Here is a 15113-nt window from a genome sequence, read left to right on the forward strand (position 1 = left end):
AGAAATGTTGAATTCCTAAATTTGTTGTGCAATTGATTTTTTAAGATAATATTATGAAAAGACGATTTTTATGTTACTTTTTTTGTTTTTGTGGGTTGGGAATTATTTCATCTTCATGTGGAAAAACGACAGATAAAGATCTCAATATGAATGAAGATGAATTAAATGGGGAATTGCCCGATTATCAGACACCCGACAGAACAAAAATAAAATCATTTCCTGGCGCATACGGAGCCGGTGCTTATACTGTCGGTGGTGCCGGTGGAAAAGTGTTGATTGTGAATTCCTTGAAAGATGATGGCTCGCAGGGAACGTTGCGTTGGGCTGTAAATCAGTCAGGTAGCCGTACCATAGTATTTGCTGTAGGTGGTATTATCGAGATGGAAAGTGAACTGGCAATCAGAAATGGAAATCTTACTATCGCAGGACAGACAGCACCGGGCGACGGTATATGCCTGAAAGGACATCCGGTTTCTATAAAGACTGATAATGTGATAATAAGATTTATTAGATGCCGTATGGGGGCTGATAAACTGACAGCCGATGAGGCCGATGGAGCTGATGCAATGTGGGGTAAGGGGCATAGTAATATAATAATAGACCATTGCTCGATGAGCTGGAGTACGGATGAATGCTCGTCATTCTACGACAACTCTGATTTTACCATGCAGTGGTGTATAGTAAGTGAAAGCCTTGCACGGTCCTTGCATGATAAGGGAGCTCATGGATATGGAGGTATATGGGGAGGAAACCGGGCGACATTCCATCATAACCTGATTGCTCATCATAGCAGCCGTACTCCTAGATTGTGTGGAAGCCGTTTTACAGGAGACCCTGAAAACGAGATGGTGGACGTAAGGAATAATGTATTCTATAACTGGGGACCCACTAATGGAGGATACGCGGGAGAAGGTGGCTATTATAATTTCATAAACAACTATTATAAACCGGGACCTTCTACTTCTACCAAAAAGAGTCTGGTCAACAGAATCTTCCAGCCTAACGGAGATGACGGCACACAGAAAAACAAGAAAGGAGTGTGGGGTAAGTTCTGCCTGAAAGGTAATTTCTTCGATGATACATGTCCGTATATGACAGGCGAAATGAAGACATTGATTGGAAAGGTGAATTCAGATAACTGGGAAGGATTGCAGCCAAAGACTACCGCGGATGTGCCATTGCCTAATAATGACAAGTCTGAGATTCAGTCTGAAAATGAATTCGAGATATCCTCAGATGTAAGTGAGATGACTCAATTGGCTCAGGATGCATATAATAGTGTGTTGTTGCTTTCGGGCGCTTCTTTAAAACGTGACGCTGTTGATGATAGAATTGTGGATAATGTATTAAAAGGCAACTTTACAGCCAATGGCAGCAACGGTAGTACTAACGGAATAATAGACAGTGCGGAAGATGTGGGAGGATGGCCTGTTTATGACGGAGGAACAGCTCTGGAAGATTCCGACAAAGACGGGATGCCTGATTCCTGGGAGGAAGAACATGGACTTGATAAAAATAAGGACGATAGTTCAAAATATAACTTAAGTAAAGAATATACTAACCTTGAGGTATATTATAATAGTATTGTAGAAGATTTATATTTAATACAAAAATAGCAAATTATGATTTGGAGAGACATTTTTAAAGGTATGTTTGGTTTGCTTTGTCTTAATATGATGACTCTGTCTGTATTGATGGCAAATTCTTATCCGACTCCTGACAGGACAAAGATTCCGGCTTTCCCCGGTGCTGACGGTGCCGGTAAATATACGACAGGTGGTGCCGGCGGTACAGTTTACACTGTTACATCATTGGAGGATGACGGTTCTGAAGGAACATTACGTTGGGCGGTCAATAAAAAAGGACCACGTACTATTGTCTTTGCTGTGAGCGGTATAATTGAGTTGAAGAGCCCGCTGAAAATCTCAAACGGTGATGTGACTATAGCAGGCCAGACTGCTCCAGGTGATGGTATATGTTTGAAAAACTATACTTTCGGAATTCAGGCCGACAATGTGATAGTGAGATTTATACGTTCACGTATGGGAGCTGATATCGTTCAGAAAGGCGACGATGCCATGAATGGATTCAAGTATCACAAGAATATAATAATAGACCATTGTTCTGCAAGTTGGAGTACCGATGAGTGTGCTACGTTCTATAATAACAGCAATTTCACTTTGCAGTGGTGTATCATAAGTGAAAGTCTGGCAAACTCAATTCATGAAAAAGGCGCTCACGGCTATGGTGGAATCTGGGGAGGACAAGGAGCTTCTTTCCACCATAATCTTCTAGCCCATCATACTAACCGTACTCCTCGACTTTGCGGTAGCCGCTACACGGGAAAACCTGACGAGGAGAAAGTGGAACTGTTTAATAATGTGATTTATAATTATGGTAGTGACGGAGCGTATGCCGGCGAGGGAGGTTCGTATAATTTTATAAACAATTATTATAAACCGGGGCCATTCACAGCTACAAAACCATCATACAAACGTTTGTTTACGGCGTATGCCGATGATGGAAAGAATAATAATGTGAAAGGTGTTCATGGTGTATTCTTTTTCAAGGGTAATTACATTGACCCTACATGTCCTAAGTTATCCGATAAACAGCGTAAGGATATAAAGCTTGTAAATAAGGATAATTCTTTAGGACTGATAATCAAGAATGATTTTGCTCCTGCAGGTGAGGTATTGGCCATGAGTCCTTTCGTGATTGCAGAACATAGTTCTTTGCAGTCAGCCAGTGACGCTTTTGTTTCTGTCCTAAAATATGCCGGAGCATCTTTACGTCGTGACTCTCATGATGAACGTATAGTAAGGGAAGCTAAAGAGGGTACTTATACGTTTGAAGGTTCTCATGGCAGTACTAACGGAATGATTGACCAACCGTCAGATGTGGGAGGTTGGGGAGAATACAGGCAGACTACAGCTCCTGTAGATTCGGACGGAGACGGTATTCCAGACGAATGGGAGAAAAAGAACGGATTGAATCCTAATGATCCGAAAGATGGGGCTATATACAGTCTTGATTCTTCATATACTAATCTGGAATTATATATTAATGGACTGGTAGAACATTTATTTCCCGGATTATAACTAAAAGTACACATATATTATCAATTAATACACAAAAAAGTGTCGGTTATAGCCTAATTTTGCGATAAACTTAAACTAATTATCAGGAATGAAAACAACGCTTAAAAACCTTTTCGTGTTTGCTATGGCTTTATTGCCTGTCGCATGTGCACAAAAAAACGAAATGCAAAAATTGGAGAGTGTCATTGACGAAGGCGTTTACGAAGGTTTGCCTTTTGAAATGCAACAGGTGGAACAGCCGGTTTTCCCGGAATATTCTGTAAATATTACTGACTTTGGAGCTGTTGCCGATGGTAAGACACTGAATACAGAGGCGATAAACAATGCCATTAAGGACGTTAATTCTAAAGGTGGTGGTAAGGTTGTTATACCTGCCGGCTTATGGTTGACAGGTCCTATCGAGCTTAAGAGTAATGTAAATCTTTATACAGAACAGAATTCATTGATATTGTTTACTGATGATTTCAATGCTTATCCTATACTTGAAACATCATTCGAAGGATTGGAAACACGTCGTTGTCAGTCGCCTATATCTGCATGGAATGCTGAGAATATAGCTATAACAGGATACGGGGTATTCGATGGCTCCGGCGACAGTTGGCGTCCTGTAAAGAAAGGCAAAATGACTGCATCACAATGGAAATCGTTGCTTGCATCAGGTGGAGTGGTTGAGAATGATGTCTGGTATCCTACTGCAGGTTCTTTGAAAGGTGCAAAGGCATGCAAGGAATTTAATAATCCTGAAGGTATTGAAACAGATGAAGAATGGAATGAAATTCGTCCTTGGCTACGTCCTGTATTGCTTAACATAGTAAAAAGCAAGAAGGTCCTTCTTGAGGGTGTGACTTTCAAGAATTCTCCAAGCTGGTGTCTGCATCCGCTTTCATGCGAACATATCACTATAAAGGATGTCAAGGTGTTCAATCCGTGGTATTCTCAGAATGGTGATGCTCTCGATCTGGAATCATGTAATTATGCATTGATTATCAACAATGTTTTTGATGCCGGTGATGATGCGATATGTATAAAATCAGGAAAAGACGAGGATGGACGTAAACGTGGCGAACCATGTCAGAATGTTATTGTTAAGAATAATGTTGTTCTTCACGGACATGGTGGTTTCGTAGTGGGAAGTGAAATGTCTGGCGGAGTAAAGAATATATATGTTTCGGACTGTACTTTCCTTGGTACAGATGTCGGTTTACGCTTCAAGAGTACCAGAGGTCGTGGCGGTGTAGTGGAGAATATTCATATCCACAATATCAATATGATAGATATACCTCATGAAGCATTGCTGTTTGATCTATTCTACGGTGGTAAAGGCGCTGGTGAGGAGACAGAAGAAGAATTGATAGCCCGCATGAAGACAGCAATACCTCCTGTGACAGAAGAAACTCCTGCTTTCCGCGATATCTACATTTCAGGTATAACAGCCAATGGAGTAGGACGTGCAATGTTCTTTAACGGACTTCCTGAAATGCCTATTAGAAATATCGACATAAAGGATGTGCAGATTACTAATGCCAAAGCCGGTATTGTAATCAGCCAGGCTGAGAATGTAACTATAGATAATGCAAACGTAGAGACAGAAGGCGAAGTGTTGAAGGTTAGATTTGCCAAGAATGTCAAGGTTAATGGTGAAGAGTTCCATAATTGAAAATTAATAAACTGTTGTTTGTGTTTTCGGGATATTTATAATAATGTGGTTTTATAATTTGCTCTTTGCGTTCTTATTGCTTAAATTCGGGTGCAAAGAGCAATATTTTTAAATGTCGTATTTATTATGAAAACAAAGTTATGTCTTTTCCTTATGGCATTTTGTAGTGCTTCTCTTATGGGACAATCTGTAAAAACTGTTTCCTTGGAGTTGAAAAACGGATTGGATAAGGATCTGAAGGATGTCCCTGTATGTGTGAAGATTGATGACTTACGTGCGGGTTTCACAGTCCGTTCAGCTAAGGTTATGGATAGTATGAAGGAGATTCCTTCGCAATTGGATGATATGGATACTGATTTTGTCCCGGATGAACTGGCATTTGTGGTAGATATGCCGGCAAACGGAACAAAACGTATAGAAATCGAACTGAATAGCGAAAGAATGGTCAGACAGTATCCTCAACGTGTATTTGCTACGATGCTTGCACGTGATACAAAGAAAGGAAAACATGCCGAGATACGTTCTGTGACGGTTCCGGGTGACGTTAATTTCTATAATATGATTCATGGTCATGGACCGATGTTCGAGTCTGAGCTTGTGGGATATCGTATTTATTTCAATGCGAAACAGACTGTCGATCCGTATGGAAAGTTTGACAAGGGACTGGAACTTGAAGAAAGCAAGTTCTATCCTAATGATGAACAGCTGGCAAAGGGGTTTGGTGATGATGTTCTTATGGTAGGGAACAGCTGTGGAGTAGGAGCTTTGAAAGGATGGAATGGAGAGAAGGCTATTCATATTGAGCCTGTTGCTTTTAGGACTGAACGAATTCTTGCTAAAGGGCCGGTTCGTGTCATTGCAGAAGTAAAAGTGGAAGGATGGGAGTATCAAGGCTCATTGCTGAATATGACAAACAGATATACTTTGTATGCCGGACACAGGGATCTGATAGTTGATACGTATTTCGACAGTCCTTTGCAGAAAGAAATATTTTGTACAGGAGTTCAGAATATAATGGGAACAGAAACTGTCTCTTATTCAGACCATAAAGGACTTGTTGGCAGTTGGGGGCGACACTGGCCTGTGACCGATACGGTGAAGTATGCAAAGGAAACAGTTGGTATTGCTACTTTTATTCCAAGGAAGTATGTAAAGCAGGAGGTGAGCGATAAGGATAACTTCCTTTATACTATATCAGCAGCAGGTGAAACATCTTTCAGATATTATACAATGTTTACTTCCAGAAAGGAAAAATTCGGCTTTGAAACTCCTGATTCATGGTTCGGATATATGAATGAATGGAAAAAGGAACTTGAGAATCCTGTAGAAGTGAAAATAATTTATTAACTTTTTGATATATAGATTTAATGCCATGAGCATTTTAAAGACTGTTATCGGCATGGTTGCTTTGTCTGTCATGCCTGTTATTGCACAAAACACTGAATATGTTTCTCAGGTGTGGGTATCTGATTTAGGAAACGGAAAGTATAAGAATCCGGTATTGTATGCAGATTATTCCGATCCTGACGCTTGTAGAGTAGGCGATGATTATTATATGACATCTTCCAGCTTCAATTGTTTGCCTGGACTTCAAATTCTTCATTCCAAGGATCTGGTCAATTGGACTATAATAGGAGCGGCAGTGCCATACGAACTGGCTCCTGTACAGATGCCTGAAAGGCCGGAACATGGTAATCGTGTATGGGCTCCTAGCATACGTCATCATAATGGAGAATTTTATATCTTTTGGGGAGACCCTGATCAGGGAGCTTTTATGGTTAAGGCAAAAGATCCGAAAGGACCATGGTCTGAACCTGTTTTGGTTAAGGCTGGTAAAGGAATAATTGATACTTGTCCGTTGTGGGATGAAGATGGTAAGGTGTATATGGTGCATGCTTATGCCGGAAGTCGTGCCGGACTGAAAAGTGTGATTGCTGTGTGCGAACTCAATGCTGAGGCTGATAAGGCTATTACTCAGTCACGTATCATATTCGATGGTCATGAAGCACATGAAACTTGTGAGGGACCTAAGTTTTACAAGAAAAACGGATATTATTATATCTTCCATCCGGCAGGAGGAGTTCCAACTGGTTGGCAGGTGGTCCTGCGTTCGAAGAACGTATATGGACCATATGAATGGAGAACAGTGTTGGCTCAAGGAGATACAGAAGTGAACGGACCTCATCAGGGAGCGTGGGTTGATACGCAGACAGGTGAAGACTGGTTCCTTCATTTCCAGGATGTCGGTGCATACGGTCGTCTTGTTCATTTGCAGCCAATGACATGGAAGGATGGTTGGCCTGTTATAGGAACAGATAAGGATGGAGACGGATGTGGTGAGCCTGTTTCTACTTATAAGAAGCCGAATGTAGGAAAAACTTATCCGATATGTACTCCACAGGAAAGTGACGATTTTGACGGATTTACCCTTTCGCCACAATGGCAATGGCATGCGAATATAAACGAAAAGTGGGCTTATTATGCAGGCGACAAGAGTATTGTACGTTTGTATTCTTATCCTGTGGTAGATAATTATAAAAACTTGTGGGATGTAGCAAATCTGTTGCTTCAGAAAACTCCTGCAAAGAATTTTACAGCTACAATGAAAATGACGTTCACTCCTTCTGCTAAATATAAGGGAGAACGTACAGGTTTGATTGTAATGGGATTTGATTATTCAGGTTTGATTATTGAAAATACTGAAAAAGGACTGGAACTTTCGCAGGTTGAATGTAAGAGAGCCGATAAGGGTACACCTGAAACTAAAAACGCTACAGTTGCCCTGTCTGACAGCACGGTATATCTTCGTGTTAAATTCAGTTGCGATGATAAGAAAATTGCCAAGAGTGAAGGCGGACATGATCTTGTCGTGATGTGTGATTTCAGTTATAGCCTGGACGGAAAAAAATATAAGAAACTGGGCAATAGTTTCCAGGCAAAGGAAGGTAAGTGGATAGGTGTCAAAGTCGGCATGTTCTGTACACGTCCTGCTATTGTCACAAATGATGGCGGATGGACTGATGTTGACTGGTTCAAAATTACAAAATAGAAAGGTTGAGTTCCATGTCTTACAGATGGGACTCTGATTAAGATTGGTTTATTTTATGGCAGAGGTGTATTTTTTATAGATACATCTCTGTTTCTTTATATACATATATCAGCATTATGGCATATAGTGGCAGAAGAATATGAAAGTAACAAAAATTACATGAGAAATAACGATTATTACACATGATATTAGTGTTATATGGATAATTTTGCGGATATGAATAAACACTATAATAATACAATTTAATATCTTTACATTATGAAAGCATTAAATAAAGAGACAGCCGTCAAGGTTGTTCGTCCTGAACGCATCATTCAGTTTGGTGAAGGAAATTTCCTGAGATGTTTTGTTGATTGGATAATCTCCAATATGAATGAAAAGACAGATTTCAACAGCAGCGTAGTGGTTGTACAGCCTATCGATAAAGGAATGATAGATATGATCAATGCCCAGGATGGTCTTTACCATGTAAACCTACAGGGACTTGAAAAAGGCGAGGTAATCAATTCATACAGACTCATTGATGTAATCAGCCGCTGCCTTAACCCTTATACAGAATACCAGTCATATCTTTCACTGGCAGAACAGCCGGAGATGAGATTTGTCATTTCCAATACAACAGAAGCCGGTATCGCATTCGATCCTGCATGCCGTCTTGAGGATACTCCTCCAAGCTCATATCCTGCAAAACTTACACAGCTCCTCTATCACCGTTACAAGTTCTTCAACGGTGCTATGGACAAAGGTCTGATAATCTTCCCATGCGAGCTTATATTCCTGAACGGTCACAAGCTGAAGGAAACAATCTATCAGTATATCGAACTCTGGAACCTAGGCGAAGAATTCAAGACATGGTTCGAACAGGCTTGCGGCGTTTACGCTACACTTGTTGACCGTATCGTTCCGGGATTTCCAAGAAAGACCATCAACGAAATCAAGGAACACCTCGGTTATGATGACAACCTGGTTGTTCAGGGCGAGGCATTCCACCTTTGGGTAATCGAAGCACCTGAAAGCGTTGCAGCGGAATTCCCTGCAAACAAGGCTGGTCTGAACGTATTGTTCGTACCGTCAGAAAAACCATACCACGAACGTAAGGTGACATTGCTTAACGGAACACATACAATCCTTTCTCCTATCACATATCTTTCAGGTATTGATATTGTGCGCGATGCATGCAAGGATGAGGTTATCGGCAAGTATATCCGCAAAGCTATGTATGAAGAGCTCATGCAGACACTAAACCTTCCGGAAGACGAACTCAAGGCATTTGCGGCAAGCGTACTTGAACGCTTCGAGAATCCTTTTGTTGACCACCAGGTTACATCAATCATGCTTAACGCATTCCCTAAGTTCACAGCACGCGATCTTCCTTCGGTTAAGGAATATCTAAGCCGCAAGGGTGAACTTCCATACGGAATCGTTCTCGGTCTTGCCGCGCTTATCGTATATTACAAGGGAGGAAAACGTGCCGACGGTGCTGAAATCGTTCCGAACGACGCTCCTGAAATCGTGGAATACGTGAAGAACGCATGGACTATGTCCGACCTTCATGCAGTAGCAGAAAAGGTATTGGCGGCAGACTTTGTATGGGAAGAAAACCTCAACAATATCCCTGGTCTGACAGATATGGTAGCAGATATGCTTAAGGGAATTGAAGAGAAAGGCATGTATGAAATGGTGAAGGAATACGTAAAATAAATCCCTGATGGAAAATATACTTCATATAAACAGTAAGGACAACGTCGTAGTGGCGTTGTCCGATCTTGCTGCCGGTACAGAAATCGTTGTTGACGGACGTAGCATTACCCTGAAGGATGATGTTCCTGCCGGACACAAGATAGCGCTTCAGGATTTCCATACAGGAGATGTGGTGGTGAAATACGGTTTCCCTATCGGTTCGCTCAAGGAAGACAGAGCTGCAGGAAGCCTTATAAACGAGAAATATATCCGTACGCTCCTTGGCGAGATCAAGGACTATACATACAATCCTGCAGAGGTACACTCATGCAAGTCGGAAGGTATGGTCTATTTCAAGGGTTATGAAAGGAAGAACGGCGATGTCGGAATCCGTAACGAGATATGGATTGTCCCTACAGTAGGCTGTGTGAACGGGGTGGCAAACGAACTTGTCAAGCTGTTCAACGAAAAGACAGCTGGTGATAAAGCCGACAATTTTGACGGTATCCATGCCTATACACACAACTGGGGCTGCTCGCAGCTGTCGGAAGACCACGAGAATACACGCAAGATACTGCGCGATATGGTTCTTCATCCTAATGCGGGAGGCGTGTTGGTATTGGGACTCGGATGCGAGAATAATCAGGTTTCTGCTTTCAGAACAATGCTAGGCGAGTATGACAGTGAGCGTGTGAAATTCCTCGAATGTCAGAAAGTGGAGGATGAGATCGCTGCAGGTATGGAAATCCTTATGGGCCTCTATGAGAATGTAAAGAAAGACGTAAGAACAGAACAGCCAGTATCAAAACTGAGAATAGGTCTTAAATGTGGTGGCTCAGATGGCTTCTCAGGTATCACAGCCAATCCGTTGCTAGGTCTGTTCTCCGACCGTCTTGTTTCATACGGCGGTACATGCGTGCTTACAGAAGTGCCTGAGATGTTCGGTGCAGAGACAATCCTCATGGACCGCTGCAAGGACGAGGAAACTTTCCATAAGACAGTCAGTCTGATAAACAACTTCAAGAACTACTTCATAAAGAACGACCAGGTGATATATGAAAATCCGTCACCGGGCAACAAGGCTGGAGGTATCTCTACTCTTGAAGAGAAATCTCTAGGCTGTACACAGAAATCAGGCTCCAGTGCAGTGATTGACGTGCTGGAATACGGTGACCGTATCTCGGCTCACGGACTTAACCTTCTGAGCGCTCCGGGTAATGACCTCGTTGCAAGTACGGCACTTGCTTCCGCCGGCTGCCATATGGTACTTTTCACTACAGGTCGCGGAACGCCATTCGGAACATTCGTGCCAACGGCAAAGATTTCTACCAACTCAAACCTCTATAACCGCAAGACACGCTGGATGGACTTCAATGCAGGTGTTTTGGTGGAAGGCAAGAGCAAGGAAGAGGTGCTTGACGAGTTCTTCAACTTTGTCATATCGGCCTGCTCCGGTTCATATGTAAAGAACGAGATAAACAATTACCGTGAGATATCCATATTCAAGACCGGTGTAATACTTTAATATTGAGTTGTCAGTTTTTAGTTGACAAGTGGACAAGTTGACGAGTTGACAAGGTTGCCATTTGGATGCTAGTCTAACAACTAATAACTAACAACCAACAACTAATAACTGATAACCAATTCTTAATTTTTAATTTTTAATTCTTAATTGACATAAATGAACAATAATAAAATGACCAATTACCGCTGGTATGTATGTGCGATGCTGTTCTTTGCAACCACGGTAAACTATCTTGACCGTCAGGTTCTTTCTCTTACATGGAAAGACTTCATCTCTCCTGAATTCGGCTGGACTGACGTTCATTACGGTACCATCACCGGATGCTTCTCCTTTGTATATTCCATCGCGATGTTCTTTGCGGGAAGGACAGTCGATTATCTTGGAATCAAGAAAGGCTATTCATGGGCCATCGCCCTCTGGTCTCTCGGTGCCTGTCTTCATGCATTTTGCGGTATCGCTACTGCCGGAATAGTGCTTGACAGCTGGACCATGACATTTGCAGGAGCGCGTGAACATATAGAAATAGCCCGCAATGCCGGTACCGCGATGATGGGTATATCCACCGTGAGCATGTGGCTTTTCCTTATAGCAAGATGTATTCTTGCAGCCGGTGAGGCAGGAAACTTCCCTTGTGCCAACAAGACCATTTCCGCCTATTTCCCTCAGAAAGACCGTGCCTTTGCCACCAGCCTTTTCAATTCAGGCTCACAGATAGGAGCTATGCTCGCTCCGTTTACAATTCCTGTGATAGCCCGTTTCTGGGGATGGGAAATGTCATTCCTCATTATCGGTCTCCTCGGTTTCGTATGGCTGGGTATATGGCTCAAGACATACGAGGCACCGGACAACAATAAGCGTATGAACAAGCTTGAACTTGACTATATACGTCAGGATGAGAATAAGGCGGAGAATGAGACAAAACCGACAGAAGAGCCGAAGGAAAAGGTAAATATCTTCAAGTATTTCGCCTATCGTCATACATGGGCTATATTTGCTTCACGTTTCCTTCCTGAAGGCGTATGGTGGTTCTTCCTGTTCTGGGCACCTGCGTATGTGAAAGATATCTATGGCTACAGCTCAGACTCTTTCATGGGTATGTTGCTGATATTCACATTGTATCTCATCACCATGCTCTCAATCGTCGGAGGATATCTTCCTACGTTCCTTGTGAACAAGAAAGGACTTACTCCGTTCGGCGGCCGTATATCATCAATGTTCGTTTATTCGCTATTCCCTCTGTTGGGTATAGTTGCACCATTCCTTGGAGTACATTCATGCTGGTATCCTATAATCATCATCGGTATCATCGGTGCCGCACACCAGAGCTGGAGCGCAAACGCATATTCTCTTGTAAGCGACCTCTTCCCTAAATCGGTAGTTGCCACACTTACAGGCCTTGCCGGTATGGTCGGTGGTCTTGGAAGCTTCCTTTTCAACCAGGGTTCAGGTATCCTGTTCACATATTCACGCGAGAGCAATATGTCTTTCCTCGGTTTCGAAGGAATCCAGGCAGGCTATATGATAGTATTCCTTGTAGCATCAGTAGCTTATATATTAAGCTGGTTTGCAGTCAAGAGTTTGACATCAGACGTTAAGAAATAACCAAAAACATACTAATTATGAGAAATTTTATGGATGAAGACTTCCTGTTGTATTCGGACACAGCGAAGTATCTGTATCACAATTTTGCAAAACATAATCCGATAATCGACTATCACTGCCACCTTGAACCAAAGAAGATAGCGGATGACTATAAATTCTCTTCAATCACGGAAATCTGGCTTGGCGGCGACCACTACAAGTGGAGAGCCATGAGAACAAACGGAGTGGATGAGGAATATATCACAGGAAAGTCAACTTCAGACTGGGAGAAGTTCGAAAAATGGGCTGAGACAATCCCTTACACAATGAGAAACCCTCTTTACCACTGGAGTCATCTTGAACTGAAGACAGCCTTCGGTATCGACAAGCTTCTTTCTCCGAAGACAGCACGTGAGATATTCGACGAATGTAACGCAAAACTTGCAACTCCTGACTATACAGCCCGCAAGTTCATGGAACGCTACAATGTAGAGACAGTATGTACTACAGACGATCCTGTAGATACATTGGAATATCACAAGACAATAGCTGAAAGCGGTTTCAAGGTAAAGGTTCTTCCTACATGGCGTCCGGATAAGGCTATGGCAGTTGAGAATGCGGCAAACTTCCGCAGCTATGTTGAGAAACTTTCTACGGTTTCTTCAGTATCAATCAGCACATTCAATGACCTGGTTGACGCATTGAAGAACCGTCACGATTTCTTTGCAAGCATGGGCTGCCGTCTGTCTGACCACGGTATCGAAGAATTCTATGCCGAAGACTATACAGATGCCGAAATCAACGCAATCTTCAACAAGGTATATTCAGGCAAGGAACTTACAAACGAGGAAATCCTCAAGTTCAAGTCTGCAATGCTCGTAGTCTTTGCCGAAATGGACAATGAAAAAGGCTGGACACAGCAGTTCCACTACGGAGCTATCCGTAATAACAACACACGTATGTTCGAGAAACTAGGCCCTGATACAGGTTTCGATTCAATCGGTGTGTTCAATACCTCAAAGGCAATGGCCAAGTTCCTTGACCGTCTGAATTCAGCAGACAAGCTGACAAAGACCATCCTTTACAACCTCAATCCGGCAGACAATGAAGTTATAGGTACAATGATCGGTAACTTCCAGCAAGGTCCTGTAGCCGGTAAGATCCAGTTCGGTTCAGGCTGGTGGTTCCTTGACCAGAAGGACGGAATGCAGAAACAGATGAACTGTCTTTCGGTACTTGGATTGCTTAGCCGTTTCGTAGGTATGCTTACAGACTCACGCAGCTTCCTTTCTTATCCACGTCATGAATACTTCCGCCGTATTCTATGTAACCTTATAGGTGAGGATGTAGAGAAGGGAGAATTGCCTGCATCAGAAATAGAATTCCTTGGTCAGATGGTCAATGACATTTCATATAACAACGCAAAGAGATATTTGAATCTTTAATAATATCTCTATATAGAAAATAAATAGATAGAATTACATTAATTAACAATCAGCCAGTAAGTTATCATTAGATGGTTCTTGCTGGCTGTAAGTTTTTTTAAAAAGTATTATGAAAAAGGCATTAACAATAATTTGTCTGATTTTATGTTCTGTGTCTTCAATATTTGCGGCACAGCAATATAAAGACAGTATAGTTGTGGCAAGGGACGGGACTGGGGATTACCGTACAATTAATGAAGCTCTGGAAGGGATAAGGGCTTTTATGGATTACAAGGTAAAAGTCTTTATAAAGAAAGGTATATATAAGGAGAAAATTGTTGTTCCGGCGTGGCTACAGAATGTTGAGTTTATAGGTGAGGATGTCTGTAATACTGTTATAACATATGACGATCATGCTAATATCAATAAAATGGGGACATTCAGAACTTATACACTTAAAGTGGAAGGTACAATGTTGACTTTCAGAAATCTTACTATAGAGAATAATGCTGCACAGTTGGGCCAAGCTGTTGCCTTGCATACGGAGGGAGATAAATTGAGATTCTTCAATTGCCGGTTCCTGGGAAATCAGGATACGGTCTATACCGGTCGTGCAAACTCACGTCTGTATTTCAAGGATTGCTATATTGAGGGTACGACAGATTTTATTTTCGGCCCATCAACAGCCTTGTTTTTGGATTGTATAATTCATAGTAAGAGAAATTCCTATATAACGGCAGCTTCAACTCCTAAGGATGTAAAGGTTGGATATGTCTTTAAAAATTGCAGATTGACAGCTGACGCTAATGTGACTAAAGTATATTTGGGACGTCCATGGCGTCCGTATGCTGCAACGGTGTTTATCGGTTGCGAAATGGGGAAACATATCCGTCCGGCAGGATGGGACAACTGGAGAAATCCGGATAATGAAAAGACCGCCAGGTATGCCGAATTTGGTAATACCGGTGACGGCTCTTCTACTGAAGGGCGTGTAAAATGGTCTGGTAAGCTGAAAAAGGATGAGGCCGGATTGTATGATGATTTTTCATATATGTATTCTGTTTCAGATTCATGGAATCCTTCTGAAAACTGAAAG

10 protein-coding genes are annotated in these 15113 nt (G+C 42.1%); all 10 read left to right on the forward strand.

Annotation, left to right across the window (positions count from 1 at the left end; genetic code table 11):
* The first annotated feature begins 146 nt into the window (after positions 1–146).
* A complete protein-coding gene (locus OCV82_RS06870; RefSeq protein WP_317258401.1) occupies positions 147–1616 on the forward strand; it encodes a pectate lyase family protein in 1470 nt (489 codons plus the stop codon).
* A 33-nt stretch (positions 1617–1649) separates the two neighbouring features.
* Positions 1650–3101, forward strand: a complete 1452-nt coding sequence (locus tag OCV82_RS06875) for a pectate lyase (RefSeq protein ID WP_394802651.1) — start codon at positions 1650–1652, stop codon at positions 3099–3101.
* A gap of 88 nt (positions 3102–3189) precedes the next feature.
* Positions 3190–4758, forward strand: coding sequence for a glycoside hydrolase family 28 protein (locus OCV82_RS06880; protein WP_154043722.1), 1569 nt, complete (start codon positions 3190–3192; stop codon positions 4756–4758).
* Positions 4759–4884: 126 nt separating this feature from the next.
* On the forward strand, positions 4885–6105 hold the full coding sequence (locus OCV82_RS06885; RefSeq protein WP_154043723.1) for a DUF4861 domain-containing protein: 1221 nt from the start codon (positions 4885–4887) through the stop codon (positions 6103–6105).
* Positions 6106–6130: 25 nt separating this feature from the next.
* A complete protein-coding gene (locus OCV82_RS06890) occupies positions 6131–7807 on the forward strand; it encodes a glycoside hydrolase family 43 protein (RefSeq protein WP_154043724.1) in 1677 nt (558 codons plus the stop codon).
* A 258-nt stretch (positions 7808–8065) separates the two neighbouring features.
* Positions 8066–9508, forward strand: a complete 1443-nt coding sequence (locus tag OCV82_RS06895) for a tagaturonate reductase (protein ID WP_154043725.1) — start codon at positions 8066–8068, stop codon at positions 9506–9508.
* A 4-nt stretch (positions 9509–9512) separates the two neighbouring features.
* Positions 9513–11012: a UxaA family hydrolase gene (locus OCV82_RS06900; RefSeq protein ID WP_394802652.1), complete on the forward strand. Its 1500-nt coding sequence runs from the start codon at positions 9513–9515 to the stop codon at positions 11010–11012.
* Positions 11013–11168: 156 nt separating this feature from the next.
* A complete protein-coding gene (locus tag OCV82_RS06905; protein WP_262543178.1) occupies positions 11169–12614 on the forward strand; it encodes an MFS transporter in 1446 nt (481 codons plus the stop codon).
* 17 nt (positions 12615–12631) lie between these two features.
* Complete coding sequence (gene uxaC / locus OCV82_RS06910; RefSeq protein ID WP_154043727.1) at positions 12632–14038, forward strand: glucuronate isomerase; 1407 nt, start codon at positions 12632–12634, stop codon at positions 14036–14038.
* A gap of 109 nt (positions 14039–14147) precedes the next feature.
* Positions 14148–15110, forward strand: a complete 963-nt coding sequence (locus tag OCV82_RS06915) for a pectinesterase family protein (RefSeq protein WP_154043728.1) — start codon at positions 14148–14150, stop codon at positions 15108–15110.
* Positions 15111–15113 lie beyond the last annotated feature (3 nt).

Source organism: Bacteroides cellulolyticus (genome assembly GCF_025567135.1).
GTDB classification, from domain to species: Bacteria; Bacteroidota; Bacteroidia; order Bacteroidales; family Bacteroidaceae; genus Phocaeicola; species Phocaeicola cellulolyticus.